The following is a 26,527-nucleotide window of genomic DNA, read 5'->3' on the forward strand; positions in this document are numbered from 1 at the left end:
AAGTAGCGTTCGCGAAAGGCGAACGATCGAAGAATTATCTGTAGGACTCAGACGTATTGCTCAGGTAATCAAAGAGCAAACGACTCACTGGCGACAATTGCGCCTCATCACGTACCACCAGGATCAGGCTGCGATCCGACCAGGCATCCGTCAGCGGCACGGCATGCAAACCCAGGGCGCGGCCGAACAATTCGTACGCCTTGCGCGGCAGAATGCCGATGCCCATGTTCGCCTGGACCATCCGGCACATCGCATCAAACCCCGGCACATGAATACGCAGGCGCAGCATCTTGCCCGCCTCCCGTGCGGCGGCGTGGGTACGCATATTGATCGAGCTGGCGGCGTGCAGGCCGACATAGTCGCTGTCCAGGGTTTCGGCGAAGGCCAGGCTATCGCGGGCTGCCAAGGCGTGATCCGCGGGCATCAGCACCACCAGTTTGTCGAGGCGATAAATCACGCTGGGCAGGCCTTTGATGTCGGTGTCGCTGGAGCAGATCCCCAGGTCCGCCACCCCATCCAGCACACCCTGGACCACGCCGTTGCTGGGGCGCTCCTCCAGGTCGGTTTTGACCTGAGGGTGCAGTGCGGAAAAATCCCGCAGGTCTTCGGGAAGGAACTGAATGATCGCCGAGAGATTGGCCAGCATCCGCACATATCCGCGTACACCATGGCTGTGTTCGCCAAGTTCCAGGCCCATTTTCTCGACGTTGAACAGCATCTGCCGTGCATGGTGCAACAGGGTTTCACCGGCGGCCGTCAGGTCCATGCCCTTGGCCCGCCGCACAAACAGGTTGACGCCCAGCACTTGCTCCAACTCCATCAGCCGCTTGCTGGCAGCCGATACCGCGATGGCTTCGCGCGCAGCGGCGCGGGTCAGCGTGCCCTCTTCAAACACCGCGACAAACAGTTGCAGGGTGATCAAATCCAGGCGGCGCACCAGGCTCTTGTGCAACATCAGCGGCGCTCGCCGGCCAGTCGATTGATCTCGGCCTGCTCCACCACCGGTTGTGGCGCGCCCTGGCTCGCCGCCTGCAACATCGCCCGGCCAACGGTCTCGGTGCTGACAACCCAACTTGGCTTGACCTGGCGTACAAGCGACAGCAACGGCCCGAGCACGGTATAAAACCCTTGGTACAACGGCGTCTTCGACCGCACCCCGTGCAGCGGCTGGATCGCCCCTGGCCGGAACAGATACACCGCCTTGAACGGCAAGCGCAGCAAGGCATTCTCGGTCTTGCCCTTGACCCGCGCCCACATCGACTTACCCGCCTCGGAACTGTCCGTACCGGCGCCGGACACATAGATAAACGTCATCTGCGGATTGAGCCGCGCCAAAGTGCTGGCCGCGACCAACGTCAGGTCGTAGGTGAGGTGGGTGTACTGGGTTTCACTCATGCCCGCCGACGAAACGCCGAGGCAGAAGAAGCACGCATCAAAACCTTGCAGCAGGTTTTCCAGGGGTTGGAAATCCAGCATGTCGCTGTGCAACACCTGATGCAGCTTGCCGTGTTCCTGGGTCAGGGGCGTGCGGCCAACCGCGACCACTTCCTGCACGTCAGCGGCCAGCAGGCATTCACGCAGAACACCTTGGCCGACCATGCCGGTGGCGCCGAATAACAGAACTCTCATAGGGGGACCTCAGCGGCAAGCCGCAAGCTCAAGCTTCAAGTTGAATGCGATTTCACTTGTAGCTTAACGCTTGCGGCTCGTCACTGCCCCGCTAGAAAGCGCTGCGAAAGATCTCTTCTATCTGCCTTTGATCCGCGCGCCGTGGGTTGGTCAGCCCGCACGCATCCTTCAAGGCGTTGGTGGCGAGCAGCGGGATGTCCTGCAACTTGGCGCCCAATTCACGCAGGCCAGCGGGGATGTCGACGTCCTGGGACAAACTGCGAATCGCCGCGATGGCCGCCTGGGCGCCCTCTTCCACGGTGATGCCCTTGACGTCTGCGCCCAGGGCGCGGCCCACGTCGCACAAGCGTTTGGCGCTGACGCTGGCGTTGAAGCTCTGCACATGGGGCAGTAGGACAGCGTTGCACACGCCGTGGGGCAAATCGTACAAGCCGCCCAGTTGGTGGGCCATGGCGTGCACAAAGCCCAGCGACGCGTTGTTGAACGCCATGCCGGCGAGGAACTGCGCATACGCCATGTTTTCCCGCGCGGCCTTGTCGCTGCCGTCGCGCACGGCCAGGCGCAGGTTGGCACTGATCAGTTCGATGGCCTTGATCGCGCAAGCGTCAGTGATCGGCGTGGCGGCAGTGGACACGTAGGCTTCGATGGCGTGGGTCAAGGCGTCCATGCCGGTGGCGGCGGTGAGGCCCTTGGGCATGCCGACCATCAATGCCGGGTCGTTGACCGACAGCAGCGGCGTGACGTTACGGTCGACGATGGCCATTTTCACGTGGCGGGTTTCGTCGGTAATGATGCAGAAACGGGTCATCTCGCTGGCGGTGCCGGCGGTGGTGTTGATGGCCACCAGCGGCAGTTGCGGCTTGCTCGATTGGTCGACCCCTTCGTAGTCGCCGATATGCCCGCCATTGGTGGCGCACAGGGCGATGCCCTTGGCGCAGTCGTGCGGAGAACCGCCGCCCAGGGACACCACAAAATCGCAGGCGCTCGCCTGCAAGAGCGCCAGGCCGTTCTCGACGTTTTCCACGTTGGGGTTGGGTTTGGCGCCGTCGTAGATCACCGAGTCGATGTCCTGCATCGCCAGTTTCTCGGCGATCATGTGGGCCACGCCCGCCTTGGCCAAGCCGGCGTCGGTGACGATCAGCGCCTTGCGAAAGCCGTAGTTGCGAATGGCAGTCATGGCTTCGTCGAGGCAATCAGTGCCCATGATGTTGACGGCGGGAATAAAGAAGGTGCTGCTCATGGCGAATCCTCAGAGGCTTTATGCCTACAGAATCAACCCATGGCGCGCAGCGCATCTTGATCAGGATCAACGCCCGCTCGTGATAAAGTCACCGCCCAGCCGATTTCGAGTAGACCCGCCGCAATGAAGGATTTCCAGGATATTGACGCCCACCTTGAAGACTGGAGCGCCCTGCGCAGCGCGATCGACTTCAGCGGGATTCTGATCGGCAACGGCGCCAGCCGTACGATTTGGGAAGACTTTGCCTACGACTCGCTGTTCGAAAACGCCCGCACCGTCGAAGAAAAGCCCCTGAGCCAATCCGAGCTCAGCGTGTTCGATGCGCTGCAAACCCGCAGTTTCGAGCAAGCCCTGGGTGCCCTGAAAACCACCAGCCGGGTCAACAAGGCGCTGGCAGTCAGCTCGGCGGCGCCGCGCAATCGCTACTACGCGATCAAGGAAGCGCTGATCAATACCATCCACGCCGTGCATATCCCGTGGCGCCTGGTGCAACCGTCGACATTGGCGACGATCAACCGCGAACTGGCAAGCTACTCCACGGTATTCACGAGCAACTACGACTTGCTCAACTACTGGGCGATCCTGCACGCGCCGGGCATTGACGACCTGTTCCGCAGCGCCGACGCCAGCTTCGACCTGCGCAACACCCGCACCGACGCCACGCGCATCCTCTACCTGCACGGCGGTCTGCACCTGGTGCGCAACCTCGACGGCACCGCACGCAAGCTGCCGACCACCGACAGCACCTTGCTCAGCAGCTTTGCGATCAACAACACGATCAAGACCCTCGACGATGTGCCACTGTTTGTCAGCGAGGGCAAGGTTGAAGAGAAGCTCAAGACCATCCGCAGTTCGGATTACCTGTCGTTCTGCTATGAGCAATTGCTGACCCATGAAGGGGCGTTGTGCATCTTCGGCCACGAATTGGGGGCACAGGACAAACACTTGGTGGATGCGATTCGCCAGGCGGGATTGACCACCTTGGCGATTTCGGTGTCGGGACGCAGTGATGGGTTTATTCGTCAGCAGAAGCGGCGGTATTCGCAGTTGTTCGAGGGAACCGATGTGGAACTGAGGTTCTTTGCCGCGCGTACCCATGCGTTGGGCAATCCTGCACTGTCCGTGCCCGTCGAACGCTGAGAAAAATGTGGGAGGGGCGTGGCCCCGATGCCGGAGTGTCAGCCACTGCATGCGTTGGCTGAACCAGGGTCATCGAGGGCAAGGCCTCTCCCACTTTTTTAGAGACAAATAGCAATGGTTCTCGATACCATTCGCGACTTTCCTACGTCGCGCTTCATCAAGAAGGATATTCATGTCTCGCCCCAAGCCCGACCCGCTGTCGGCCGATGCCTTTCGCGGGTTCTATACAGATATTCTGTATTTCCTGCGCAAACGCACGGACAACGCCAGCGACGCTGCGGACATGACCCAGGACGTCTTCACCCAATGGCTGGACTACCGCGACCGCGCCAAGGTCGAGCAGCCGCGGGCGTTTCTGTTCCAGATGGCACGCAACCTGCTGCGTGATCACTGGCGCAAACAGAAGGTGCGCCATACCGTCCACAGCGATCAGGCCGAACGGAATGCCGAGCCGGTCACCGACGAGCACAACGAGCCCATGGCCGCCGTGCAGCGCTTGCAACGCCTGGAACAGTTGAAAGAAGTCCTCGCCGAGCTCTCGCCCCGCCGCCGAGAAGCCCTTATGCTGCACCGCCTCGAAGGCCTGAGCCAGGCGCAGATCGCCGAACGCATGGGGATTTCCACCAGCATGGTGGAAAAACACATCGCCTTCGCCCTGCTGCATTGCAAGCGACGCCTTCAACACGAACCCGGCACGGAGCAGCCAGAATGAACCGCCTGAGCGACACAGACGCAATGGACATCGAAGAGATCGACTCTATCGACGCCCAAGCCGCCAGTTGGTTTACCCGCAACCGCAACGACCCCGACCGTACCGAGCGCAAGGCCTTTGCCGCCTGGCAGGCCGAGCCTGCACATGCCCGCGCCTATGCCGAGTTCGAGCAACTGTGGGCCGACCTGGCCCAATTGCAGCAACTGAACAAACCCGTGGCGCTGCCCAAGCGCAAAGCGCCGATGTGGCGCCCGGCTCTGGCGGTGGCCGCCGCGTTGGTCTGCGCCGTGCTGGCCAACAGGATCGACACGCCACGCGAGCTTTTTCACACCCAGGTTGCCGCCCACGCCAAGGGCATGCGCACCTTGAACCTGCCCGATGGCAGCACCTTGTATGTAAACGCCAACACCCGCGTGCGCGTGGATTTCAGCGCCTACCAGCGCATTCTTCACCTGGACAAAGGCCAGTTGTACATAGAGGTCGCGCCTGACAAGGAACGTCCACTGTTCGTACAAGCCGGCGCAGCGAATGTACGGGTGGTTGGCACCGGTTTTGACGTGCGCCGCAGCCAGCAGCAACTGGTGGTCAGCGTCGCCCATGGCCAGGTCGCCTTCGCACCCGATGCCAAAAGCCCCGTCGCACTGCTCGGAGGCCAACAACGCGCCACCTTCAACTACGCCAAGGGCACCCTGCAGCAGCAAAGCCTCAACGGCGAAGAAGTCGCCGACTGGCGCAGCGGGCACCTGGCATTTCGCAATCGCGAGCTGGCCAGCCTGATCGACGAACTGGGCCTTTACCGCCCGCAAGCCCCGATGCAGGTCAGCCATGCCGTGGCGCAACTGAAGGTCTCGGGCAACCTCGACGTAAACGATCCGGACGCCCTGCTCAGCGCCCTCCCGGCCCTGCTGCCGGTAAAAACCGTGACCTCAGCCGATGGCATCATCAGGATCGAAGCAAGCAAATAACACCTATTTGAGAATATTTTTCATTCGCAGGTGTGGATTTATTTACCTGCCCCGTCTCCCTCCGGTCTGCATTTGATACGCACACCTTTTGGCTAGTTAGCCGCACCGGGGGATTTCATGTTTCGCGCGCCTTGCCACGCTTCGCACCTGTTTCTTCGACCGACCCTCATCGCCAGTTGCCTGGCGTTCAGCCTCAGCGCCCAGGCGGATTCGCTCAGGCTGCAACTGCCCGCCCAGGCGCTGGCCACGTCTCTGAGCCAAGTGGCGCAGCAGGCTAAAATCCAGCTGCTGTTCGATGAAACGCTGCTCAAGAACGTGCAGGCGCCAGCGCTCGACGGCGACTTCACCCCGGAAGTGGCCATTCGCACCCTGCTCAAAAACGGTGAATTTACCCTGATCAGGGTCGGCAGCACCTACGTGGTCAAGCCCGAAGACCCCAAGACCACCAACAGCGGCGCCGTGCAACTGGATGCCCTGAGCGTGATCGGCACCGGCAACAAGGTCGACTCCACCACCGTCGGCCGCTCAACCCTGCGCCAGGCCGACATCGACCGCTACCAGCCCAACAACATCCCATCGCTGTTGCAGACCCTGCCTGGCGTGTTCATGGGCGGCTCGTCCAAGCCGGGCGGGCAGACCATCAACATTCGCGGCTTCGGCGAGGCCGAAGACGTACCGATGTCGGTGGATGGCGCGACCAAGAGCGGTTTTGAGCGCTACCAGCAAGGCACGGTGTTTATCGAGCCCGAGCTGATCAAGAGCGTCGAAGTGGAGAAAGGCCCCTACTCGGCCTTCACCGGCAACGGCGGCTTTGGCGGCTCGATCATCATGGAAACCAAGGACGCCCCCGACCTGCTGGAAGACGGCCGCGACGCCGGCGCCATGCTCAAGTACGGCTACGCCAGCAACGACCACGAGCAGGTCTATAGCTCAGCCGTCTACGGCCGCACCGACGACGGCCGCTTCGATGCGCTCGCCTACCTGACCCAGCGCGACGGCGGCGACATGAAACTGGCCGGCACCCCGCCCGATCCCGACAACAAGTTCCCGATCAACCCCAAGCGCCTGCCCAACAGCGCCCAGGATGTGGACGGCAAGCTGTTCAAGGTCAACGCGCACTTCACCGATGAACACAGCATGGGGTTGTCGTACTCGCGCGCGAGCAGCGAGCGCTGGACGCCGTTCTCGGCCAAAAGCTATCCCACACCGCCGCTGCAATCGGCCATCGACCGCTATGGCTACGAGGGCGCACTGAAGCGCTTCCTGGCCAACCGCACCACCGTCGACACCACCTACTCCGGCAAGTACCTCTACCAGCCGCTGGACAACCCGCTGATCGACTTGAAGCTCAGCTACTCGGTGTCCCGCACCGACCAGACCGACGAGCGCAACGAGGACGCCTCGTTCAGCCTGGCCACCGGCGGGCGCAAGATGGACACGGCCTACGGCGACAAGATCCTGGAGTTGCGCAACACCAGCCTGTTCAACACCGGGCCGCTGGAACACGCGCTGACCACCGGCGTGCAGATCCGCAAGCACAAGCGTGAAACCGAAAGCTGGATGCCGGGCGCCACCTACAACACCGCCAAGTACAACTACGGGCATTTCCAGCCGTACTTCATGCCCCACGGCAAAGTCGACACCCATTCGTTCTACGTGCAGGACGCGGTGACGATCGGCGACGTGACCATCACCCCGTCCCTGCGCTATGACCATGTGCGCAACCGCGGCGAAGCCAACGACGCACCGTACTACAGCAACCCCGATCCCAGCATCGGCCACGACTACAGCGACAAAACCTACACAGGTTGGTCGCCGCGCCTGGCCGCCTACTGGGCCATCACCCCGGATGTGGCGATGTTCGCCAGCTGGAACAAAACCTGGCGCGCCCCGGTGATCGACGAACAATACGAAGTGCAAGGCCTCGGCAGCCGCACGTCCACCAGCCTCAACCTCAAGCCGGAGCGCATCACGGCGATCACGGCGGGTAACGTCACCAACTTCTCCAACCTCATCGGCCATGGCGACAACCTGCAACTGCGCACCACGCTGTTCCATAACCGCATCGAAGACGAAATCTTCAAGGCCACGGGCATCGGCTGCGACCGGCAAAACAGCGTGTCCGGCACCATCGACAGCGTCTGCACCAGCGCCGACATGGCGGCCAAGACCAACTACCGCAACGTCGGTGGCATGACCATCAAGGGCTTCGAGCTGGAAGCCTATTACGACTCGACTTACGTGTTCGGCTCGGTGACCTACTCCTGGGCCACCGGCAAACGCGACAACCCCTACACCAACCCGTGGGCCACCAGCACCCACGTGTACGCGCGAGATATTCCACCGGCCAAATGGGTGCTGATGATGGGCAACAAGATCCCGGCGTGGGACGCGCAGGTCGGCTGGACCGCGCAGTTCGTGCGCAAGACCGACCGCCTGCCCAGCGACAAATACTCCAGCGGCTTCAACAGCAGCGTGGGCGACACGTTCTACGACCAATACGCCAACGACGACTACGCCAGCATGGGCCTGTTCGCCAACTGGAAGCCGCAGCAAGCCGGCCTGAAAGGCACCGAGGTCAACTTCACCGTCGATAACCTGCTCAACAACAACTACCGCCCGGCACTCAGCGGCGACCGCGCCTACAGCGAAGGGCGCAACGCGAAGATCAGCGTTACGCGGTTCTTCTAACCGAGCGAGCCGGTCGAGTGGGAGCTGGCTTTTGTGGGAGCTGGCTTGCCTGCGATAGCATCACCTCGGTGCAACAGGCATACCGAGGTGCCTGCATCGCGGGCAAGCCCGGCTCCCACCCAAGCCCAGTTCCCTACACAAACCCGGTTCCTCCAGCATGCAACTGTACGGATAAATCCGCACCCAGCTGTAGGCCCTTGATCGGCGGGGGTTGTGGCTAGATGGGCTTCCCTTGAAGCCCTATCGATTTCGGTCCCACTCCATGAGCTCGCGCGAAAACACCGGCATGGCCCTTGGCCTGCTGGGCGTCATCATCTTCAGTCTGACCCTGCCCTTCACCCGCATCGTGGTGCAGGAAATCCACCCGTTGCTCAACGGCCTCGGCCGTGCGTTGTTCGCGGCGATCCCGGCGGCAGCGTTGTTGCTGTGGCGCCGTGAACAGTGGCCGAGCTGGCGCCAGGTGCGCGGGCTGTGCCTGGTGATTGCCGGGGTGATCCTGGGCTTTCCGGTGCTGTCGGCGTGGGCCATGCAAACCCTGCCGGCGTCCCACGGCGCGCTGGTCAACGGCCTGCAACCGCTGTGTGTGGCGCTGTATGCGGCGTGGCTGTCCCACGAGCGGCCGTCAAAAGCCTTCTGGGCCTGCGCGGCGCTGGGCAGTGGGCTGGTGTTGAGTTATGCATTGATCACCGGCGCGGGCAGTATCCAGGCGGGCGACTTGCTGATGCTCGGCGCCATCGCCGTGGGCGGCCTCGGGTATGCCGAAGGTGGCCGCCTGGCCAAGGAGATGGGCGGCTGGCAGGTGATCTGCTGGGCGCTGGTGCTGTCGACGCCGCTGTTGATCGGCCCGGTGTGGTACTTGGCGGCGCAGCATCAAGGCGCGGTGTCGATGCGTGCGTGGTGGGCGTTTGGGTATGTGTCGCTGTTCTCGCAGTTCCTGGGGTTCTTCGCCTGGTACGCCGGGTTGGCCATGGGCGGCATTGCGCGGGTCAGCCAGATTCAGCTGTTGCAGATCTTCTTCACCATCGCGTTTTCGGCATTGTTCTTTGGCGAACACATTGAGCCGATTACCTGGGTGTTTGCCTGTGGGGTGATTGTGACGGTGATGCTGGGGCGCAAGACTTCGGTGCAGCCTGCGCCTGCTCTCAAGCCAGACACGGTCTAAATGTGGGAGCGGGCTTGCTCGCGAATGCGGTGTGTCAGTCACACATTTTTAAACTGATCCACCGCGTTCGCGAGCAAGCCCGCTCCCACACAAGCCCACTCCCACAGGGGATAGCTGTTCAGTTCAGGTAGCCATCCGCACGCAGCAGGGTTTCCAGGCAGTGTTCGGTGATGTGGTAGAACGCCTTCAGCTCCTGGATTTTTTCCAGCAACTGCGCGTTATCCAGCGGCTGCTCACGCTTGACCGCCAGAATCATCTTGTTTTTGTTGGTGTGATCCAACGAGATGAATTCAAACACCTTGGTTTCATACCCGCACGCTTCGAGGAACAACGCACGCAAGCTGTCGGTCACCATCTCGGCCTGCTGTCCCAGGTGCAAGCCGTATTGCAGCATCGGCTTCAACAGCGCCGGGCTCTGGATCTGCAGGCGGATCTGCTTGTGGCAGCACGGCGAGCACATGATGATCGACGCGCCGGAACGGATGCCGGTGTGGATCGCATAGTCGGTGGCGATGTCGCAGGCGTGCAGGGCGATCATCACGTCCAGTTCGCTCGGCGCCACGCTGCGCACATCGCCACATTTGAACACCAGCCCCGGATGTTCAAGGCGCGCGGCGGCGCTGTTGCACAACGTCACCATGTCTTCGCGCAACTCGACGCCCGTCACCTCGCCTTCGGCCTTGAGGGTGTTGCGCAGGTAATCGTGGATGGCGAAGGTCAGGTAACCCTTGCCCGAGCCGAAATCGGCGACGCGCACCGGGCGGTCCAGTTTGAGCGGTGAGCTGGTCAGCGCATGGCTGAACACTTCGATGAACTTGTTGATCTGCTTCCACTTGCGCGACATCGACGGGATCAGCGCCTGCTTGGCGTCGGTCACGCCCAGGTCAGCGAGGAATGGCCGGCTGAGGTCGAGGAAGCGATTCTTCTCACGGTTGTGCTCGGCGCTCGGCGCCTCGCGCAGTTGCTGCGGCTTGCTTTTGAACAGCGAGCTTTTGTTCTTCTTGCTGTATTCCAGCTGGGCTTCGTCGGTCAACGACAGTAAGTGCGCGTTCTTGAACTGCGCCGGCAGCAGCGCGGCAATCGTCGCCACGCCCTCGGCCACGGGGAAGTTCTTGGTGATGTCGCGGGTTTTATAGCGATAGACGAAGGACAGGCACGCCTGCTCCTTGACCGTCACCGCCTTGATGATCAGGCGCTGCAACTCGGCTTCGTCACCGACGTACTTGGCCAGCACCAGCTTGATAAAGGCGTTCTGCGTGAGGCTTGTGCCGAGCAGTTCGATGAACTGGGCGTGGTGGTCGCTGACAGGTTGAGCGGTGACAGACATGAACAAAAACGCCTCGGGCTGGGAATGCCGGGCATTTTAGGGGGGACGGGGCTTCAGGGCACGGGGTTATTTGACTAACGGTAATTGTATTGCCGACACAACACCCAATGTGGGAGCGGGCTTGCTCGCGAATGCGGTGGATCAGACAATGAATCTGTTGACTGACACACCGCATTCGCGAGCAAGCCCGCTCCCACATTTTTAGTTGAGCACGATCAGGCGATTGGGCAATTCATTGCGGGTTTGCGTCACCGGCACATGCACCTTCAACAACTCACCACACGCTTCGATGCAGTCGATAAAGCCCGCCAGCGTCTGCCCCTGCTTCACCTGTTGGGTAAACGCCTGCACGATGGCATTCCAGCTGCTGTCATCCAGGCGCTTGGAAATCCCGTCATCCACCAGGATCTCCACATACCGCTCCGCCTCGCTGACAAAAATCAGCACGCCGGTGCTGCCCAGGGTGTGGTGCAGGTTCTGCTCCAGGAACTGTCGGCGCGCCAGGTTGGATGCGCGCCAATGGCGCACCGAACGCGGGATCAAGCGCGTGGTGACCTTGGGCAAGCGGAACACCAGGCACAACACGATGAACGTCGCCCACTGCGCCAGCAGCAAGGTGTACATGGTCATGTAGCCCGACAGGTAATGCACCACGCCGGGCACCACCAGCGCGATCAGACTGGCCCACAACAGCGGGATGTAGGCGTAATCGTCGGCGCGGGCCGCCAGTACCGTCACCAGTTCCGCGTCGGTGGTTTTCTCCACGCGGGCGATGGCTTCGGCGACTTGGCGCTGCTCGTGTTCAGTCAGTAATGCCATGGTTATCGTTGCTCTCTCATTATTATCATCACCAGCCGCCCGAAGCCCCACCGCCGCCGAAACCACCACCGCCGCCACGGAAACCGCCGCCACCACCGCCGCCACCACCACGGCCGCTGCTGCTGAGAATCGCCAGCAGAATCGCGCCCACCGGCAGGCCCAGGCGATTGCACAACCACAACACGCCGATCAGCAGGATAAATAAGCCAATGGAAAACCCGGGATTATCCTTGGCAAAGTTGGCATCCGCCACATGCGCCGGCACGGCCAGCGGTTCGCCGCCCACCACCTGCAGCATCGCCGCCACGCCGTCGCTGATGCCCTGGCTGAAGTTACCAGCCTTGAACTTCGGTGCGATCACCTGGTTGATGATCACCCACGCTTGCGCATCGGTGAGCACACCTTCCAGGCCGTAGCCGACTTCGATGCGCAATTTGCGCTCATCGCGGGCGACGATCAGCAGTGCGCCGTTGTCCTTGCCCTTCTGGCCGATGCCCCAGTGGCGGCCCAATTGGTAACCGAAGTCTTCAATGGGCACGCCTTGCAGGTCGGGCACGGTGACCACCACGATCTGGTCGCCCGAGGTCTGCTCCAGCGCCTGCAATTGCTGGGTCAGCCTCTCGCGCGTGGGCGCGTCGAGCATCTGGGCGTTATCGACCACCCGCCCGGTCAGCGCCGGGAATGTCAGCGCCGCCTGGGCCGCGCCCACGCAAGCCAACAGCCACAGCGCCAGGCCTATCCTTAGTAAACGCATCGACACCTCAGTGCAGCTTTACTTGAACTTCACTTGCGGCGCTTTATCGGCGTCGGCGCTGGTGGCTTCAAACGAGGCGCGGATCGGCAAGTCGCTGTACATCACGCTGTGCCACAGCCGGCCCGGGAAGGTGCGGATCTCAGTGTTGTAGGCCTGCACCGCCTGGATAAAGTCGCGGCGCGCCACGGCGATGCGGTTTTCGGTGCCTTCAAGCTGGGATTGCAGGGCCAGGAAGTTCTGGTTGGCCTTGAGGTCCGGATAGCGCTCGGACACCACCATCAGGCGGCTGAGGGCGCCGCTCAAACCGTCCTGGGCTTGCTGGAACTGCTTGAGTTTTTCCGGGTTGTCGAGGGTGCTGGCATCCACCTGGATCGAGGTGGCCTTGGCCCGCGCTTCGATCACCGCGGTGAGGGTGTCCTGCTCATGGGCGGCGTAGCCCTTGACCACTTCCACCAGGTTGGGGATCAGGTCGGCACGCCGTTGGTACTGGTTCTGCACCTGGCCCCAGGCGGCTTTGGCCTGTTCGTCCAGTGTCGGAATATTGTTGATGCCGCAACCGCTGAGCACGCTGCTGATCAATAACAATGCCGCGGCTTTCAAGCCCCAGCGGTAACCCTGTGCTGCTTGCATGGTGTTTCTCCTGGCGAACTTTGATGGAATTTGGCAACCGTGAGGCATAATCCGCTACCACGACTGGATTGCATCGAATCAATCAGCTAAAAAGATGCCCACCGCAAACAAGAGTTCCGAAGTGTGCGGCATTTGTCGGTATAACACTCGAACAACAACGTACGCTCCCCACATTTTGGCAGAACAGCGCATTTTCGCTGTGCAGTGAGCCGAAAAAGGATATTCATGAAAAAGCTGTGTTTGCTCGGCCTTGTTGCCACTCTGGCCAGTCACCCCGTATGGGCAGAAACAAAGCCTGCTGCGCTTAAAGACAAGGACGCCTTCGTCAGCGACCTGCTCAGGCAGATGACCCTCGATGAGAAGATCGGCCAATTGCGCCTGATCAGCATCGGCCCCGAAATGCCCCGCGAGCTGATCCGCAAGGAAATCGCCGCCGGTCGCATCGGTGGCACCTTCAACTCGATCACCCGCCCGGAAAACCGTCCGATGCAGGACGCGGCGATGCGCAGCCGCCTGAAGATCCCGATGTTCTTCGCCTATGACGTGATCCACGGCCACCGCACGATCTTCCCGATCAGCCTGGCACTGGCCTCCAGCTGGGACATGGACGCGATCCACCGCTCCGGGCGCATCGCCGCCCAGGAAGCCGCCGCCGACAGCCTCGACATTACCTTTGCGCCGATGGTCGACATCTCCCGCGACCCGCGCTGGGGCCGTACCTCCGAAGGTTTCGGCGAAGACACCTACCTGGTTTCGCGGATTGCCGAAGTGATGGTCAAGGCGTTCCAGGGCACCAGCCCCGCGAATGCCGACAGCCTCATGGCCAGCGTCAAGCACTTCGCCCTGTACGGCGCGGTGGAAGGCGGGCGCGACTACAACGTGGTCGACATGAGCCCGGTCAAGATGTACCAGGACTACCTGCCGCCGTACCACGCGGCAATCAAGGCCGGTTCCGGCGGTGTGATGGTGGCGCTGAACTCGATCAACGGCGTGCCCGCCACCGCCAACACCTGGCTGATGAACGACCTGCTGCGCAAGGACTGGGGCTTCAAGGGCCTGGCCGTGAGCGACCACGGTGCGATCTTCGAACTGATCAAGCACGGCGTGGCCAAGGACGGGCGTGAAGCCGCCAAGCTGGCAATCAAGGCCGGTATCGACATGAGCATGAACGACTCGCTGTACGGCAAGGAATTGCCAGGGCTGCTCAAGTCCGGCGAGATCGAACAGAGCGACATCGACAACGCCGTGCGCGAAGTACTCGGCGCCAAGTACGACATGGGCCTGTTCAAGGACCCGTACCTGCGCATCGGCAAGGCCGAGGATGACCCGGCCGATACCTATGCCGACAGTCGCCTGCACCGCGCCGAGGCGCGTGATATTGCCCGGCGCAGCCTGGTCTTGCTGAAAAACCAGAACAACACCCTGCCACTGAAAAAATCCGCGACCATCGCCCTGGTCGGCCCGCTGGCCAAGGCACCGATCGACATGATGGGCAGTTGGGCCGCCGCCGGGCGCCCGGCGCAATCGGTGACCCTGCTGGACGGTCTGAACGCGGTGATCGGCGAAAAAGGCAAAGTGATCTATGCCCGCGGCGCCAACATCACCAACGACAAGGCCGTGGTCGACTACCTCAACTTCCTCAACTTCGATGCCCCGGAAGTGGTGGACGACAAGCGCGCACCGCAAGTGTTGATCGACGAAGCGGTGAAAGCCGCCAGGAATGCCGATGTGATCGTGGCAGCGGTGGGTGAGTCCCGTGGCATGTCCCACGAATCCTCCAGCCGCACCGACCTGAACATCCCGCAGAGCCAGCGCGACCTGATCAAGGCGCTGAAAGCCACCGGCAAGCCGCTGGTGCTGGTGCTGATGAACGGCCGCCCGTTGTCGATTCTCGAAGAGAACCAGCAGGCCGACGCGATCCTGGAAACCTGGTTCGCCGGCACCGAGGGTGGCAACGCCATCGCCGACGTGCTGTTTGGTGACTACAACCCATCGGGCAAGCTGCCGATTACGTTCCCACGTTCGGTGGGGCAGATTCCGACCTACTACAACCACCTGACCATCGGCCGGCCGTTCACGCCGGGCAAGCCGGGCAACTACACCTCGCAGTACTTCGATGACACCACCGGGCCCTTGTTCCCGTTTGGGTATGGCCTGAGCTACACCACGTTCAGCCTGTCGGACATGGCGTTGTCGTCCACCACCTTGAACAAGACCGGCAAGCTTGATGCCAGCATCACGCTGAAAAACACCGGCAAGGTCGACGGCGAAACCGTGGTGCAGTTGTATATCCAGGACGTGGCCGGTTCGATGATCCGCCCGATCAAGGAGCTGAAGAACTTCCAGAAGGTGCTGCTCAAGGCTGGCGAAGAACGCACGCTGCACTTCAGCATCACCGAGGACGACTTGAAGTTCTACAACACCCAGCTCAAGTTCGCGGCGGAACCGGGTGAGTTCAATGTGCAGATCGGGTTGGATTCCCAGGATGTGCAGCAGCAGACGTTCGAACTGCTCTAAAAGCGTACGCGGTCAAAAAATGTGGGAGCGGGCTTGCTCGCGAAGGCGTCGTGTCAGCCACTGAAGAGTTGGCTGATCCACTGCATTCGCGAGCAAGTCGAATCGTCGCACCGCCGCTCCCACATTTTGCTCTCAGCGGTCTGGTTAACCGCGTCGGTTGAGCACGTTGACCACCAACCGATCAATCCACCCCCACACCCGCTGCTTCACTCGCCGCCACAACGGCCGCGACTTCCACGCCTCCAGGCTGACCGCCAGGCTCTGGGCAAAATCCCGCTCGAAACTGCCCGCCACCGCTTGCGTCAACTCTGGGTCCAACGCTTCCAGGTTGGCATCGAGGTTGAAGCGCAGGTTCCAGTGATCGAAGTTGCACGAGCCGACACTGACCCAATCGTCCACCAGCACCATCTTCAAGTGCAAAAAGCATGGCTGGTATTCAAAGATCTGCACCCCCGAGCGCAGCAGGCGCGGGTAATACCGGTGCCCGGCATAGCGCACGGACGGATGGTCGGTGCGCGGGCCGGTCAGCAGCAAGCGCACATCCACCCCGCGCCCTGCCGCCCGGCGCAATGCGCGGCGCACGCCCCAGGTCGGCAGGAAGTACGGGGTCGCCAGCCAGATACGTTGCTGGCCGCCGTTCAAGGCGCGGATCAGCGATTGCAGAATATCCCGATGCTGGCGGGCGTCGGCGTATGCAACACGTCCCAGCCCCGGCCCGGTGGCAGGCGTTCTGGGCAAGCGCGGCAAGCCGAAACGGGTCGCGGGTTTCCATTCGCGGCGGGCGGCGTTGGCGTGCCATTGGCGGTCGAACAGCGCCTGCCAGTCCTGCACCAGCGGGCCGCTGATCTGCACCATCACTTCGTGCCAGTCGGCCGTGTCGTGGCCCGGGTTCCAGAATTCATCGGTAACACCGGTGCCGCCGACGAAGGCGCAGCCCTGGTCCACCAGCAACAGTTTGCGGTGGTCGCGGTACAGGTTGCGCATCCAGCGCCGCCAGCTCAGGCGATTGTAAAAACGCAGTTCCACACCGGCATCGGTCAGGCGTTTGCGCAGCGCGAGGGTAAACGCCAGGCTGCCGTAGTCATCAAACAGGCAGCGCACCTGCACACCCCGTTCAGCGGCAAGCACCAACGCCTGCACCATGGCCTCGGCACAGGCGCCGGCTTCCACCAGGTACAACTCCAGTTCAACCTGCCGCTCGGCACGGGCAATCTCCACCAGCATCTGCGGGAAGAAATTCGGCCCGTCGATCAACAACTCGAAGCGGTTGGCGCTGCGCCACGGGAACACTGCGCCGCCCACGGTCAGCGCGCCGTAAAGATCAGCACCGCACCCACCGGCACCGACAAGCTGATCGACGCCAAACCGGCCGCCTTACGCAACGCTGCCACACCGGGCATCAAATCGAAGTCCTCGGCATGCATCACCACCGGCTCCAGGGTCACGACCTGGAAGCGCCGGTCATCCAGGCGCGTGGCGAGCAGTTCGGCGTTGTAGGTCTGGGTCTTGCCATGCAGGGTGACGCGCAGCGGCAAGCGCAGTTCCAATTGCGCGCCGGGGGCCAGGTCATTGATGGGTTGCAGGTTGATCTGCGCGTTGATCAGCGCGTCGGGAAAGGTCTTGATTTCGAACAGGTCATTGCGCATACGCTCATCGCGCAACGGAATGCCGCTGTTGATCGACTCCAGCTCCACTTCGACCTGCGCCGCCCCGTTGCCGTCGACTTTGCCATGCAGCACCAGAAAGCGCTGCACTTCGGCGATGTCGGCGTTTTTGCTTGTGACGAAGGACAGGCGTGAGGATTCGTTATCCAGATACCAGTCGGCATGGGCAGGCACGGCAGCGGCGGCCAACAGAGCGAAGGCCAGGGGTTTGATCAGCATTAAAGACTCGTAGGGAGAAAAACCTGCACGAACCTTAAGCGCAATGTCACAAGCGGCGCAAATCCAATCTGGGCACGGGTTTGTGTGGAGTGGCGCTTGTGTGGGAGCGGGCTTGTGTGGGAGCGGGCTTGCCCGCGAAGGCGGTGTGTCAGATACAGACTTGCTGGCTGATCCACCGCATTCGCGAGCAAGCCCGCTCCCACAAGGGATATGAGGCGTATCAGGGATTGAGGCGGCAGCCAAGGCGGTCGCCGAGCCAGCGCGCGCTGTGGGTGCGGCCCAGCCCGCTGGCGGTGACTTCGCTGCGTTCCGGGTTGTCGGTGAATGCGCTGACCGGCACGTACTGCTTTACATACCCGCGGCAATACTCCGCCGGGTGGTTCGCCACATACCGGCACGAGCAATACTCCTTCGCCGTGTAGGCCGCGATGATGTCGGGAAAGGCTTGCAGGTTGACGCGCTCGTGCCAGATCCACCCCAGCAACACGAGCAACAACAGCAGCAACAGGCTTGTAAACGGCCGACCACGGATCATGGCTGCACCGCCGCGAGCACGCGCTTGAGCAGTTCGTTGTGGCGGTAACTGCCGTCGCGATCATCGCCGTAGCGCACGATCACCAAGTGTTCGTCGGGCATCACATACAACGCCTGTCCCCAATGGCCCAGGGCGGCGAAGGTATCGGCGGGCGCATCCGGCCACGGCCTTTGGGCGCCTTGATTGAGCCACCAGTGCCCGCCCGGCACGGCTTCATCCTGGCCGGCCTGGTAGTGGGCAAACGCCTGGCGATTGAAGGCAATCCATTCCTTGGGCAGCAACTGCTGCTCGCCCCAGCGACCGTCCCGCGCCATCAACAGGCCGACACGTGCGAGGTCGCGGGCAGTGAGGTAGGCGTAGGACGAGGCGACAAAGGTTTCATCGGCATCGGTTTCCCAGGTCGCGTTGTGAATGCCCAGCGGCTTGAACAGCGCATCCCACGGGTAACTCATGTAAGCCTTGTGGCCAAGCATGCCCTTGAGGGCGGCGGACAGGATGTTGCTGTCGCCGCTGGAATAACGGAACACCTGGCCCGGCGCGTGGGCGGCGTCGGTGTCGGCGGCGAACTCAGCCATATCGCGATGGCCACGGGTGTAGAGCATCGCCACCACCGAGGATTTCAGCGGGGCGTATTCGTAGTCCTCCTGCCAGTCAAGACCCGAGGCCCAGTGCAACAGGTCGGCCATCGTCACCGTGGGGTGCTGCTTCATCGGCGGATAAAACCGCGCAGCCGGGTCGGTCAGTTTGAAGCGGTTTTCACCGTAGGCCACGCCCAACACCGTCGCCATCAGGCTTTTACTCACAGACCAAGTGAGGTGCGCAGTGCTGGCCGTGGTCGGCGCGGCGTAGCGTTCGTAGATGACCACGCCATCACGGACCACCAGCAGCGCATCGGTGCGAATGCCTTGGCGGGTGGCGTCGTCGCGCGGGGGAAATGCGTAGGCGTTCAAGGCATCGAGCGCGGGGCCTTCGATTTGCGAGCCCCTGGCCCACTCCTTGGCAGGCCAGGTTTCGGCGTGGGCGGTAACGGTGACTGACAGCAGGGCAACACACAACAGGCCTCTGACCATGGACGCGGACTCAAGGGGGGCATTCAAGCCCGCGAGGCTAGCGCAGGGCAATGACAGATTCGCGACAGGGCAGCCTGTCATCCAAGCGTCACCATAACTTCATGGAGATGACACCGGGGCTCCATAGCCTGAGTTTGGACAACAAAGTCGACCGGCCGAAATCGTGGCCGGCACTCGGAGACTCGCCATGACTCAGATCGCCCGCATCAGCGACACCGGCAATGAACGCCGTCTGCAAGCCGAACGCCTGGTTGGCGCGCAGGCATTGCAGGAAGCCCAGGCCTTGCGGTTCAACGTGTTCAGCGGCGAATTCAACGCCAAGCTGAAAGGCGCGGAACTGGGTCTGGACATGGATGACTATGATGTTCACTGCAGCCACATCGGCGTGCGGGACTTGAACAGCGGTCGTTTGGTCGCCACCACCCGCTTGCTCGACCACGCGGCCGCCAGCACCTTGGGTCGGTTCTACAGCGAAGAAGAATTCAGCTTGCATGGCTTGCTCCACCTGCAAGGCCCGATCCTGGAAATCGGCCGCACCTGCGTCGACCCGGCCTACCGCAACGGCGGCACCATCGCCGTATTGTGGGGCGAGTTGGCCGAAGTGCTGAACCAGGGCGGCTACAGCTACCTGATGGGCTGCGCGAGCATCCCGATGCACGACGGCGGCATCCAGGCCCACGCGATCATGCAGCGCCTGCGCGAACGCTACCTGTGCAACGAACACCTGCGTGCCGAACCGAAAAAACCATTGCCGGCGCTGGACCTGCCGTCCAACGTCATCGCGGAGATGCCACCGCTGCTCAAGGCCTACATGCGCCTGGGTGCGAAGATCTGCGGCGAGCCGTGCTGGGACGAGGACTTCCAGGTGGCCGACGTGTTCATCCTGCTCAAGCGCGATAACTTGTGCCCGCGCTACGCCCGCCACTTCAAGGCGGCCATGTGATGAGCCGCCTGCGGGTGTACGGGCGCATTGCCCGCGTGCTGGTGGTGGTGGCGCTGGGCTTGAGCATGGCCAGTGTGTTTGGCCTGTTCGAGCGCTTGGGTATCGCCAATTCGATGCTGCGGCGCCAGCGTTGGTCGCGGTTTTTCATGGCGCGGCTGACCAACGCCCTGCCCTTTCGCGTAACGGTACACGGTGAGCTGCCGACCCAGCCGATGCTGTGGGTGAGCAATCACGTGTCGTGGACCGACATTCCATTGCTGGGCGCCGTGGCCCCGATGTCGTTCCTGTCCAAGGCCGAAGTGCGCACCTGGCCGGTGGCCGGTTGGTTGGCGGCGAAGGCCGGCAGCTTGTTCATTCGCCGTGGTTCGGGCGACAGCCAGTTGATTCGCAAGCAGATGACCCGCCATCTGGAGCAACAGCACCCGCTGTTGATGTTCCCCGAAGGCACCACCACCGACGGGCGCAGCCTGCGCACCTTTCACGGGCGCTTGCTGGCCAGTGCGATTGATGCGGATGTGGCGCTACAACCTGTAGCGATCCGCTATCTGCGCGAGGGTCAGGTGGACGCATTGGCGCCGTTCATTGGCGATGATGATTTGCTCTCGCACCTGATGCGCTTGTTTGCCAATGATCAGGGCGATGTGGAAATTCATCTGCTCAAGCCGATTGCGTGCGCCGGGCAGGAGCGTGCGGCGCTGGCGTATCAGGCGCAGCAGGCGGTGCAGAAGGCGCTGTTCGGGCCGGTGCCAGAGGCGGAAGAGGTAGAGGCTCGACCTGCATTTGCAGCATGAACACAGTTCAAAATGTGAGAGCTGGCTTGCCTGCGATAGCGGTGGGTCAGCTACACATGTATCAACTGGCAGACCGCCATCGCAGGCAAGCCAGCTCCCACATTTAGATCTCAGTGTTCAGTTGGGCTTGTGCAAAAGCCTGTAGCTGTGGATAGAACACTCGGAAGTCGTCACTCAGCGGTTCATACAACACCCGCAATTCCTGCATGGCATGTCCGAGTTCCTCAGGCTGCGTCAACCGCCGCGAAATCCCCCGCAGCACCTGCTCCATCACTGCAAACTCACGATACGAACCCAACCAGTCATCGGCCGCCATATACGGCGCAATCTGCGCCAGCCGCCCCGGCAGTTGTGGCTCGGCCGCCAGCACGCGGTACACCTGCGAGGTGAAGCGCTCCAGCGGCTGGTCGGCATACAGCGCCCAATCCCGCGCCAGGCAGTGGTCGAAAAATACGTCGAGGACGATCCCGGCATAACGCCGGCGGGTCAGGCTGAAGCGCGACAACGCCTGCCCCACCAATGGATGACTGTCGGTAAAGCGGTCGATGGAACGATGCAGCTGGATCGCCGCCTCGATTGACGGGCTGAACTGGCCTTGCAGGCGGCCTTTGACGAAGTCGCCATAGAGGCTGCCCAGCAGTTGCGCAGGAAGTTGGCCGCCCAGGTGCAGATGTGCGAGATAATTCATGGCGCGCAGTTTAGCACTGCCGCCAACGTATCGTTATAACCCGATATACCGATTTGGCCTGTTCTCAGAGCAAAATCATATTGGTATATCGGGATATAACGATTTAAGGTTCGCCTCATCGCGATATAACGCTTCAAGACACCGAGCACCTGCCATGTCCATCGACCTCGACGAAATAATAAAAGCCCTGGCGCACCCAGTACGGCGAGACATCCTCAACTGGCTGAAAGACCCGAAAGTGCAATTCCCCGAGCAACTGCACAACCACGAATACGGCATTTGCGCCGGGCAGATCGACCAACGCTGCGGCTTGTCCCAGTCGACCGTGTCGGCCCACCTGGCGACCTTGCAACGCGCGGGTTTGATCAGCAGCCAGAAGGCCGGGCAGTGGCACTTTTTCAAACGCAACGAGGACACCATCCAGGCGTTCCTCGATGCGCTCACTACAGAACTCAGCGCACCGCTGTAAAGGAACCCCAATGCCCCTCTCGCTACTCATACTGGCCCTGAGCGCCTTCGCCATCGGCACCACCGAGTTCGTCATCATGGGCCTGTTGCCCGATGTGGCGGCGGACCTCGGTGTGTCGATCCCCGGCGCCGGTTGGCTGGTCACCGGCTACGCCCTGGGCGTGGCCATTGGCGCGCCGTTCATGGCACTGGCCACCGCCAAGCTGCCGCGCAAGGCCGCCCTGGTAGCGTTGATGGGCATCTTTATTGTCGGCAACCTGCTCTGCGCCCTGGCAAGCGACTACAACGTGCTGATGTTTGCCCGTGTGGTCACCGCGCTGTGCCACGGCGCGTTCTTCGGGATCGGTTCGGTGGTCGCCGCCAACCTGGTGCCAGCCAACAAGCGCGCATCGGCCGTGGCATTGATGTTCACCGGCTTGACCCTGGCCAACGTGCTGGGCGTACCGTTGGGTACGGCGTTGGGCCAGGCCGCCGGCTGGCGCTCGACGTTCTGGGCGGTGACCGTGATTGGTGTGGTCGCGCTGATCGGTCTGATCCGCTTCCTGCCGGCCAAGCGTGACGAAGAAAAACTCGACATGCGTGCCGAACTGGCGGCCCTTAAAGGTGCTGGTATCTGGTTGTCGCTGACCATGACTGCGCTGTTCTCCGCGTCGATGTTCACCCTCTTCACCTACGTCGCGCCGCTGTTGGGCGACGTCACCGGCATCTCGCCCCAAGGCGTGACCTGGACCCTGCTGTTGATCGGCCTGGGCCTGACCCTGGGCAACATCGTCGGCGGCAAGCTGGCGGACAAACGCCTGGCCGCAACCCTGATCGGCGTGTTCATCAGCATGGCGGTGGTGTCCACCGCGCTGAGCTGGACCAGCATCGCCGTGATCCCGACGGAAATCACCTTGTTCCTGTGGGCCACCGCCGCGTTCGCCGCCGTGCCTGCGTTGCAGATCAACGTCGTGACCTTCGGCAAAGCCGCGCCGAACCTGGTGTCCACCTTGAACATCGGTGCCTTCAACATCGGCAACGCCCTTGGCGCCTGGGTCGGCGGCAGCGTGATCGCCCACGGTTTCGGCCTCACCAGCGTGCCATTGGCCGCCGGTGCCCTGGCGATCCTCGCGCTGCTGGTGACCCTGATTACTTTCCGTCAGAACGGCAATGCCGACCTGGCCCCTGTGACCAACTGATCAACTTCAAAGAGAAGGTGTTTTCCCATGACGACTATTTTCGATCCGATCAAACTGGGCGACCTGGAACTGTCCAACCGCATCATCATGGCGCCGCTGACCCGCTGCCGTGCCGATGAAGGTCGCGTGCCCAACGCGCTGATGGCCGAGTACTACGTGCAACGTGCTTCCGCCGGGCTGATCCTCAGCGAAGCCACCTCCGTGACGCCGCTGGGCGTGGGTTACCCGGACACCCCGGGCATCTGGTCCAACGACCAGGTACGCGGCTGGGCCAACGTCACCAAGGCCGTGCACGCCGCGGGCGGCAAGATCTTCCTGCAACTGTGGCATGTGGGGCGCATCTCCCACCCGTCGTACCTGAACGGCGAAACCCCGGTGGCCCCGAGCGCAATCCAGCCTAAAGGCCACGTCAGCCTGGTGCGCCCACTGGCCGACTACCCGACCCCACGTGCCCTGGAAACCGCGGAAATCGCCGACATCGTCGACGCCTACCGTACCGGCGCCGAGAACGCCAAGGCCGCTGGCTTTGACGGCGTGGAAATCCATGGTGCCAACGGCTATCTGCTCGACCAGTTCCTGCAAAGCAGCACCAACCAGCGCACCGATAACTACGGCGGCTCCCTGGAAAACCGTGCACGCCTGCTGCTGGAAGTGACCGACGCCGCCATCGAGGTCTGGGGCGCAGGACGTGTGGGTGTGCATTTGGCACCACGTGCCGATTCCCACGACATGGGTGACGACAATCTGGCAGAGACCTTCACCTACGTCGCCAGCGAACTGGGCAAGCGTGGCATTGCGTTCATCTGCTCCCGTGAAAAAGAAGGCGCGGACAGCCTCGGCCCACAACTGAAGAAAGCGTTCGGCGGCACCTATATCGCCAACGAACGCTTCACCAAGGACAGCGCCAACGCCTGGCTGGCCTCGGGCAAGGCGGATGCGGTGGCCTTTGGTGTGCCGTTCATTGCCAACCCGGACCTGCCGGCGCGCTTGAAGGCTGATGCGCCGCTGAACGAAGCGAATCCGCAAACCTTCTATGGCAAAGGCCCGGTCGGCTACATCGACTACCCGACCCTCGCGCTGTGATGTAACAAGCTGAAACGAAAAAGCCCCGGTTCGCAGGAACCGGGGCTTTTTCATGGGGGCCAGGAAACATTCCTTCACACCCCTGCAACAAAATCCCTACAAAATACTTAGCCGGCTACCTATCAACCCCCGGCCAGCGCGTATATAAAGTCACCCCACAAATACGGCACAAGGACGATTGACCATCCTTAGGCTTTACTGTTGACACAACCGGATGCAATTACGCATTTTGTCTCAATTGCGCAGGTTCGGGCTCAAGCGCAGCATGTCGAGCCCTATATCAACCCAGCGCTCAGCGTCCTGATGCAGTTGGAAGCTGTCGGGGACCAGCAACCATTGGCCGATCAGCCCGTTGATATAGGCATGAATGCACACTGCACCACGGGTGGTGTCGAGGTTTTCCGGCAGTTGACCACGATGCACTGCATTGCGCAGGGTCAAGCCGATACGCAGATTGCACTCCAGGCTGTGAGTCTGGCGTTGACGGCGCATGTCGCACATTTCATCGGTGAATTCGCACTTATGGAACAAGATCTCATTGATGCGCCGGGTTTTCGGGTCAAGGGCCACCTGATGGTACAAGTGAATCAACAGCTTGCGCATGCAGCCCAGCGGGTCGAGTTCATCCTCGCTTTCACTGGCCCGGGCCAGTTCGTCCAGGGGTTCGTGCAGGGTGTCGAGCAACGCCTGGAGCAAATCGGATTTGTTACTGAAATGCCAATAGATGGCCCCCCGCGTCACGCCGGCCAGCGCAGCGATATCCGCCAGGGTGGTGCGTGCCACACCGCGCTCATAAAAGGCCTGCTCGGCGGCTTGGAGAATCTGGCTGCGCGTTTCCTGAGCTTCCTCTTTGGTGCGACGAACCATGGCAGTAAAACCTCAATCAGGACACTTGAGACTATCGTTAACGCAGAATTAATAGCCGTTGACGATCATCTGAATATTTGTGGGACGGCACCATCGTGGGTGCCGAACGTAATGAAATCGAGGCTTTGGGCACTGCTTTGTCAACATTCCGCGAAGCCTGTCAAGAGTTTACAAACAACCGTGAACGTAAGTATATTGCGTAGCAAGCTACTTATCCACTCACAGCTTGTTTTTCACCCTTCCACATTTCTTGTGCGCATCCTGCGCGCCTGACCCGAGGATCTTCATGCAACTTAAGCCAGCTGTTACCGCTCTGGTCACTGCCGTCGCCCTGGCATCGCTGCTCAGCGGATGTAAAAAGGAAGAAGCGGCTCCGCCCGCCCAAACCCCTCAGGTCGGCGTGGTCACCATTCAACCGCAAGCCTATACCCTGACGTCCGAGCTGCCAGGCCGCACCACCGCCTACCGCATTGCGGAAGTTCGCCCACAGGTCAACGGCATCATTCTCAAGCGCCTGTTCAAGGAAGGCGGCGACGTGAAGGAAGGGCAACAGCTCTACCAGATCGACCCGTCGGTGTATGACGCCACCCTGAAAAGCGCGCAGGCCAGCCTGACCCAGACCAAGTCCATCTCCGATCGCTACAAGCAGTTGGTCGATGAGCAGGCCGTCAGCCGCCAGGAATACGACACCGCCGTCGCCAACCGCATGACCGCGGAAGCCAACGTGCAAACCGCCCAGATCAACGTGCGCTACACCAAAGTGTTCGCGCCGATCTCCGGGCGTATCGGCCGTTCTTCGGTGACCGAAGGCGCGCTGGTCAGCAATGGCCAGACCGATGCCATGGCGGTGATCCAGCAACTGGACCCGATCTACGTCGACGTCACCCAGTCCTCGGCTGAAATGCTGAAACTGCGCCGCGACCTGGAAAGCGGCCAACTGGAAAAAGCCGGTGCCAATGCCGCCAAGGTCAAGCTGACCCTGGAAGACGGTAGCGCGTACGGCCAGGACGGCAAGCTGGAATTCTCCGAAGTGTCGGTTGACCAGACCACCGGTTCGGTAACCCTGCGCGCCGTGTTCCCCAACCCTGACCACACCCTGCTGCCCGGCATGTTCGTTCATGCCCAGCTGCAAGCCGGTGTGAACAGCAAGGCCATCCTGGCGCCACAGCAAGGCGTGACCCGCGACATCAAGGGCATCCCGACGGCATTGGTGGTGAACAAGGACAACAAGGTCGAGCAACGCACCCTGGTTGCCAACCGCACGTCCGGCGCCTACTGGCTGGTGGAAAAAGGCCTCGACGCCGGTGACCGCGTGATCACCGAAGGCCTGCAATTCATCAAGCCGGGCATCGAAGTCAAGGTCAAGGACGCCGACAACGCCAAGCCTGCCGGTTCTGCTCCCGCTCCTGCCGCCGCTGCTGGCCAGGGGGAGTAA

25 protein-coding genes are annotated in these 26,527 nt (G+C 61.8%); 12 read left to right on the top strand and 13 right to left on the bottom strand.

What is annotated here, in order from left to right:
• Nucleotides 1-34: 34 nt before the first annotated feature.
• From IB241_RS15960 to yiaY, 3 genes are all read right to left on the bottom strand, one after another.
• Entirely contained in the window at nucleotides 35-955 is a 921-nt protein-coding gene (locus IB241_RS15960) for a LysR family transcriptional regulator (protein ID WP_192299247.1), read from the bottom strand.
• A complete protein-coding gene (locus IB241_RS15965) occupies nucleotides 955-1,629 on the bottom strand; it encodes an NAD(P)H-binding protein (RefSeq protein WP_192299248.1) in 675 nt (224 codons plus the stop codon). The genes IB241_RS15960 and IB241_RS15965 overlap by 1 nt, the downstream gene beginning before the upstream one ends.
• 91 nt (nucleotides 1,630-1,720) lie before the next feature.
• Nucleotides 1,721-2,869: an L-threonine dehydrogenase gene (yiaY, locus tag IB241_RS15970; RefSeq protein WP_192299249.1), complete on the bottom strand. Its 1,149-nt coding sequence runs from the start codon at nucleotides 2,867-2,869 to the stop codon at nucleotides 1,721-1,723.
• Nucleotides 2,870-2,992: 123 nt separating this feature from the next.
• Between yiaY and IB241_RS15975 the strand changes: the two genes are divergently transcribed.
• The 5 genes from IB241_RS15975 (at nucleotide 2,993) to IB241_RS15995 (ending at nucleotide 9,539) form a co-directional block, all read left to right on the top strand.
• Nucleotides 2,993-4,009, top strand: a complete 1,017-nt coding sequence (locus IB241_RS15975) for a DUF4917 family protein (RefSeq protein ID WP_192299250.1) — start codon at nucleotides 2,993-2,995, stop codon at nucleotides 4,007-4,009.
• A gap of 172 nt (nucleotides 4,010-4,181) precedes the next feature.
• Nucleotides 4,182-4,721, top strand: a complete 540-nt coding sequence (locus IB241_RS15980; RefSeq protein ID WP_192299251.1) for an RNA polymerase sigma factor — start codon at nucleotides 4,182-4,184, stop codon at nucleotides 4,719-4,721.
• A complete protein-coding gene (locus IB241_RS15985; protein ID WP_192299252.1) occupies nucleotides 4,718-5,686 on the top strand; it encodes a FecR family protein in 969 nt (322 codons plus the stop codon). The genes IB241_RS15980 and IB241_RS15985 overlap by 4 nt, the downstream gene beginning before the upstream one ends.
• A 117-nt stretch (nucleotides 5,687-5,803) precedes the next feature.
• Nucleotides 5,804-8,377 (top strand): TonB-dependent receptor, encoded by a 2,574-nt coding sequence (locus IB241_RS15990; protein WP_192299253.1) that lies wholly within the window; start codon nucleotides 5,804-5,806, stop codon nucleotides 8,375-8,377.
• Nucleotides 8,378-8,639: 262 nt separating this feature from the next.
• Nucleotides 8,640-9,539, top strand: a complete 900-nt coding sequence (locus IB241_RS15995) for a DMT family transporter (protein ID WP_192299254.1) — start codon at nucleotides 8,640-8,642, stop codon at nucleotides 9,537-9,539.
• A 118-nt stretch (nucleotides 9,540-9,657) separates the two neighbouring features.
• On the opposite strand, the gene IB241_RS16000 is transcribed toward IB241_RS15995, so the two are convergent.
• The 4 genes from IB241_RS16000 to IB241_RS16015 form a co-directional block, all read right to left on the bottom strand.
• Nucleotides 9,658-10,866, bottom strand: a complete 1,209-nt coding sequence (locus tag IB241_RS16000) for a class I SAM-dependent methyltransferase (protein WP_192299255.1) — start codon at nucleotides 10,864-10,866, stop codon at nucleotides 9,658-9,660.
• Between the two features lie 201 nt (nucleotides 10,867-11,067).
• A complete protein-coding gene (locus tag IB241_RS16005) occupies nucleotides 11,068-11,685 on the bottom strand; it encodes a TPM domain-containing protein (RefSeq protein WP_192299256.1) in 618 nt (205 codons plus the stop codon).
• A gap of 28 nt (nucleotides 11,686-11,713) precedes the next feature.
• Nucleotides 11,714-12,439: a TPM domain-containing protein gene (locus IB241_RS16010; RefSeq protein ID WP_192299257.1), complete on the bottom strand. Its 726-nt coding sequence runs from the start codon at nucleotides 12,437-12,439 to the stop codon at nucleotides 11,714-11,716.
• A gap of 18 nt (nucleotides 12,440-12,457) precedes the next feature.
• On the bottom strand, nucleotides 12,458-13,069 hold the full coding sequence (locus tag IB241_RS16015; protein WP_192299258.1) for a LemA family protein: 612 nt from the start codon (nucleotides 13,067-13,069) through the stop codon (nucleotides 12,458-12,460).
• 225 nt (nucleotides 13,070-13,294) lie between these two features.
• Here IB241_RS16015 and bglX point away from each other — a divergent pair, with 225 nt between their 5' ends.
• Entirely contained in the window at nucleotides 13,295-15,586 is a 2,292-nt protein-coding gene (gene bglX / locus IB241_RS16020) for a beta-glucosidase BglX (protein ID WP_192299259.1), read from the top strand.
• 144 nt (nucleotides 15,587-15,730) lie between these two features.
• Here the strand turns inward: bglX and IB241_RS16025 are convergent, their stop codons facing one another.
• From IB241_RS16025 to IB241_RS16040, 4 genes are all read right to left on the bottom strand, one after another.
• The gene (locus IB241_RS16025) at nucleotides 15,731-16,888 is read right to left on the bottom strand and encodes a phospholipase D-like domain-containing protein (RefSeq protein WP_192299260.1); all 1,158 of its coding nucleotides are present in this window, start codon (nucleotides 16,886-16,888) and stop codon (nucleotides 15,731-15,733) included.
• 2 nt (nucleotides 16,889-16,890) lie between these two features.
• A complete protein-coding gene (locus tag IB241_RS16030) occupies nucleotides 16,891-17,469 on the bottom strand; it encodes a YceI family protein (protein ID WP_192299261.1) in 579 nt (192 codons plus the stop codon).
• Nucleotides 17,470-17,689: 220 nt separating this feature from the next.
• Nucleotides 17,690-18,004, bottom strand: a complete 315-nt coding sequence (locus IB241_RS16035; protein ID WP_192299262.1) for an amidase — start codon at nucleotides 18,002-18,004, stop codon at nucleotides 17,690-17,692.
• Nucleotides 18,001-19,074 carry a serine hydrolase domain-containing protein gene (locus IB241_RS16040; protein ID WP_192299263.1) on the bottom strand — a complete coding sequence of 358 codons (1,074 nt, stop codon included), beginning with the start codon at nucleotides 19,072-19,074 and terminating at the stop codon, nucleotides 18,001-18,003. Before IB241_RS16040 ends, IB241_RS16035 begins: the two co-directional genes overlap by 4 nt.
• Before the next feature lie 187 nt (nucleotides 19,075-19,261).
• On the opposite strand from IB241_RS16040, the gene olsB reads away from it, so the two are divergent.
• Together olsB and IB241_RS16050 are read left to right on the top strand one after the other, a co-directional pair.
• Complete coding sequence (gene olsB / locus IB241_RS16045; protein ID WP_105525131.1) at nucleotides 19,262-20,017, top strand: L-ornithine N(alpha)-acyltransferase; 756 nt, start codon at nucleotides 19,262-19,264, stop codon at nucleotides 20,015-20,017.
• Nucleotides 20,017-20,808 (top strand): lysophospholipid acyltransferase family protein, encoded by a 792-nt coding sequence (locus IB241_RS16050; RefSeq protein ID WP_192299264.1) that lies wholly within the window; start codon nucleotides 20,017-20,019, stop codon nucleotides 20,806-20,808. Before olsB ends, IB241_RS16050 begins: the two co-directional genes overlap by 1 nt.
• Nucleotides 20,809-20,911: 103 nt before the next feature.
• Here IB241_RS16050 and IB241_RS16055 read toward each other — a convergent pair whose 3' ends face one another.
• Nucleotides 20,912-21,496, bottom strand: a complete 585-nt coding sequence (locus IB241_RS16055; RefSeq protein WP_192299265.1) for an ACP phosphodiesterase — start codon at nucleotides 21,494-21,496, stop codon at nucleotides 20,912-20,914.
• 154 nt (nucleotides 21,497-21,650) lie between these two features.
• On the opposite strand from IB241_RS16055, the gene IB241_RS16060 reads away from it, so the two are divergent.
• The 3 genes from IB241_RS16060 to IB241_RS16070 are packed head-to-tail and all read left to right on the top strand — an operon-like array spanning nucleotide 21,651 to nucleotide 24,225.
• Nucleotides 21,651-21,965 (top strand): ArsR/SmtB family transcription factor, encoded by a 315-nt coding sequence (locus tag IB241_RS16060; RefSeq protein ID WP_192299266.1) that lies wholly within the window; start codon nucleotides 21,651-21,653, stop codon nucleotides 21,963-21,965.
• A gap of 10 nt (nucleotides 21,966-21,975) precedes the next feature.
• The gene (locus tag IB241_RS16065; protein WP_192299267.1) at nucleotides 21,976-23,142 is read left to right on the top strand and encodes an MFS transporter; all 1,167 of its coding nucleotides are present in this window, start codon (nucleotides 21,976-21,978) and stop codon (nucleotides 23,140-23,142) included.
• A gap of 27 nt (nucleotides 23,143-23,169) precedes the next feature.
• Nucleotides 23,170-24,225: an alkene reductase gene (locus IB241_RS16070; protein ID WP_192299268.1), complete on the top strand. Its 1,056-nt coding sequence runs from the start codon at nucleotides 23,170-23,172 to the stop codon at nucleotides 24,223-24,225.
• Between the two features lie 234 nt (nucleotides 24,226-24,459).
• Here the strand turns inward: IB241_RS16070 and IB241_RS16075 are convergent, their stop codons facing one another.
• Nucleotides 24,460-25,092 carry a TetR family transcriptional regulator gene (locus tag IB241_RS16075; protein ID WP_192299269.1) on the bottom strand — a complete coding sequence of 211 codons (633 nt, stop codon included), beginning with the start codon at nucleotides 25,090-25,092 and terminating at the stop codon, nucleotides 24,460-24,462.
• A gap of 286 nt (nucleotides 25,093-25,378) precedes the next feature.
• Here IB241_RS16075 and IB241_RS16080 point away from each other — a divergent pair, with 286 nt between their 5' ends.
• On the top strand, nucleotides 25,379-26,527 hold the full coding sequence (locus IB241_RS16080; RefSeq protein ID WP_192299270.1) for an efflux RND transporter periplasmic adaptor subunit: 1,149 nt from the start codon (nucleotides 25,379-25,381) through the stop codon (nucleotides 26,525-26,527).

The sequence above is a fragment of the Pseudomonas sp. PDM05 genome, from assembly GCF_014851685.1.
Lineage (GTDB): Bacteria > Pseudomonadota > Gammaproteobacteria > Pseudomonadales > Pseudomonadaceae > Aquipseudomonas.

Excerpts from the sequence above, each read along its gene's own strand:
- IB241_RS15960 (WP_192299247.1), bottom strand. The coding sequence starts at position 955 with ATGTTGCACAAGAGCCTGGTGCGCCGCCTGGATTTGATCACCCTGCAA.
- IB241_RS15965 (WP_192299248.1), bottom strand. The coding sequence starts at position 1,629 with ATGAGAGTTCTGTTATTCGGCGCCACCGGCATGGTCGGCCAAGGTGTT.
- yiaY (WP_192299249.1), bottom strand. The coding sequence starts at position 2,869 with ATGAGCAGCACCTTCTTTATTCCCGCCGTCAACATCATGGGCACTGAT.
- IB241_RS15975 (WP_192299250.1), top strand. The coding sequence starts at position 2,993 with ATGAAGGATTTCCAGGATATTGACGCCCACCTTGAAGACTGGAGCGCC.
- IB241_RS15980 (WP_192299251.1), top strand. The coding sequence starts at position 4,182 with ATGTCTCGCCCCAAGCCCGACCCGCTGTCGGCCGATGCCTTTCGCGGG.
- IB241_RS15985 (WP_192299252.1), top strand. The coding sequence starts at position 4,718 with ATGAACCGCCTGAGCGACACAGACGCAATGGACATCGAAGAGATCGAC.
- IB241_RS15990 (WP_192299253.1), top strand. The coding sequence starts at position 5,804 with ATGTTTCGCGCGCCTTGCCACGCTTCGCACCTGTTTCTTCGACCGACC.
- IB241_RS15995 (WP_192299254.1), top strand. The coding sequence starts at position 8,640 with ATGAGCTCGCGCGAAAACACCGGCATGGCCCTTGGCCTGCTGGGCGTC.
- IB241_RS16000 (WP_192299255.1), bottom strand. The coding sequence starts at position 10,866 with ATGTCTGTCACCGCTCAACCTGTCAGCGACCACCACGCCCAGTTCATC.
- IB241_RS16005 (WP_192299256.1), bottom strand. The coding sequence starts at position 11,685 with ATGGCATTACTGACTGAACACGAGCAGCGCCAAGTCGCCGAAGCCATC.
- IB241_RS16010 (WP_192299257.1), bottom strand. The coding sequence starts at position 12,439 with ATGCGTTTACTAAGGATAGGCCTGGCGCTGTGGCTGTTGGCTTGCGTG.
- IB241_RS16015 (WP_192299258.1), bottom strand. The coding sequence starts at position 13,069 with ATGCAAGCAGCACAGGGTTACCGCTGGGGCTTGAAAGCCGCGGCATTG.
- bglX (WP_192299259.1), top strand. The coding sequence starts at position 13,295 with ATGAAAAAGCTGTGTTTGCTCGGCCTTGTTGCCACTCTGGCCAGTCAC.
- IB241_RS16030 (WP_192299261.1), bottom strand. The coding sequence starts at position 17,469 with ATGCTGATCAAACCCCTGGCCTTCGCTCTGTTGGCCGCCGCTGCCGTG.
- IB241_RS16035 (WP_192299262.1), bottom strand. The coding sequence starts at position 18,004 with ATGATCCGTGGTCGGCCGTTTACAAGCCTGTTGCTGCTGTTGTTGCTC.
- IB241_RS16040 (WP_192299263.1), bottom strand. The coding sequence starts at position 19,074 with ATGGTCAGAGGCCTGTTGTGTGTTGCCCTGCTGTCAGTCACCGTTACC.
- olsB (WP_105525131.1), top strand. The coding sequence starts at position 19,262 with ATGACTCAGATCGCCCGCATCAGCGACACCGGCAATGAACGCCGTCTG.
- IB241_RS16050 (WP_192299264.1), top strand. The coding sequence starts at position 20,017 with ATGAGCCGCCTGCGGGTGTACGGGCGCATTGCCCGCGTGCTGGTGGTG.
- IB241_RS16055 (WP_192299265.1), bottom strand. The coding sequence starts at position 21,496 with ATGAATTATCTCGCACATCTGCACCTGGGCGGCCAACTTCCTGCGCAA.
- IB241_RS16060 (WP_192299266.1), top strand. The coding sequence starts at position 21,651 with ATGTCCATCGACCTCGACGAAATAATAAAAGCCCTGGCGCACCCAGTA.
- IB241_RS16065 (WP_192299267.1), top strand. The coding sequence starts at position 21,976 with ATGCCCCTCTCGCTACTCATACTGGCCCTGAGCGCCTTCGCCATCGGC.
- IB241_RS16070 (WP_192299268.1), top strand. The coding sequence starts at position 23,170 with ATGACGACTATTTTCGATCCGATCAAACTGGGCGACCTGGAACTGTCC.
- IB241_RS16075 (WP_192299269.1), bottom strand. The coding sequence starts at position 25,092 with ATGGTTCGTCGCACCAAAGAGGAAGCTCAGGAAACGCGCAGCCAGATT.
- IB241_RS16080 (WP_192299270.1), top strand. The coding sequence starts at position 25,379 with ATGCAACTTAAGCCAGCTGTTACCGCTCTGGTCACTGCCGTCGCCCTG.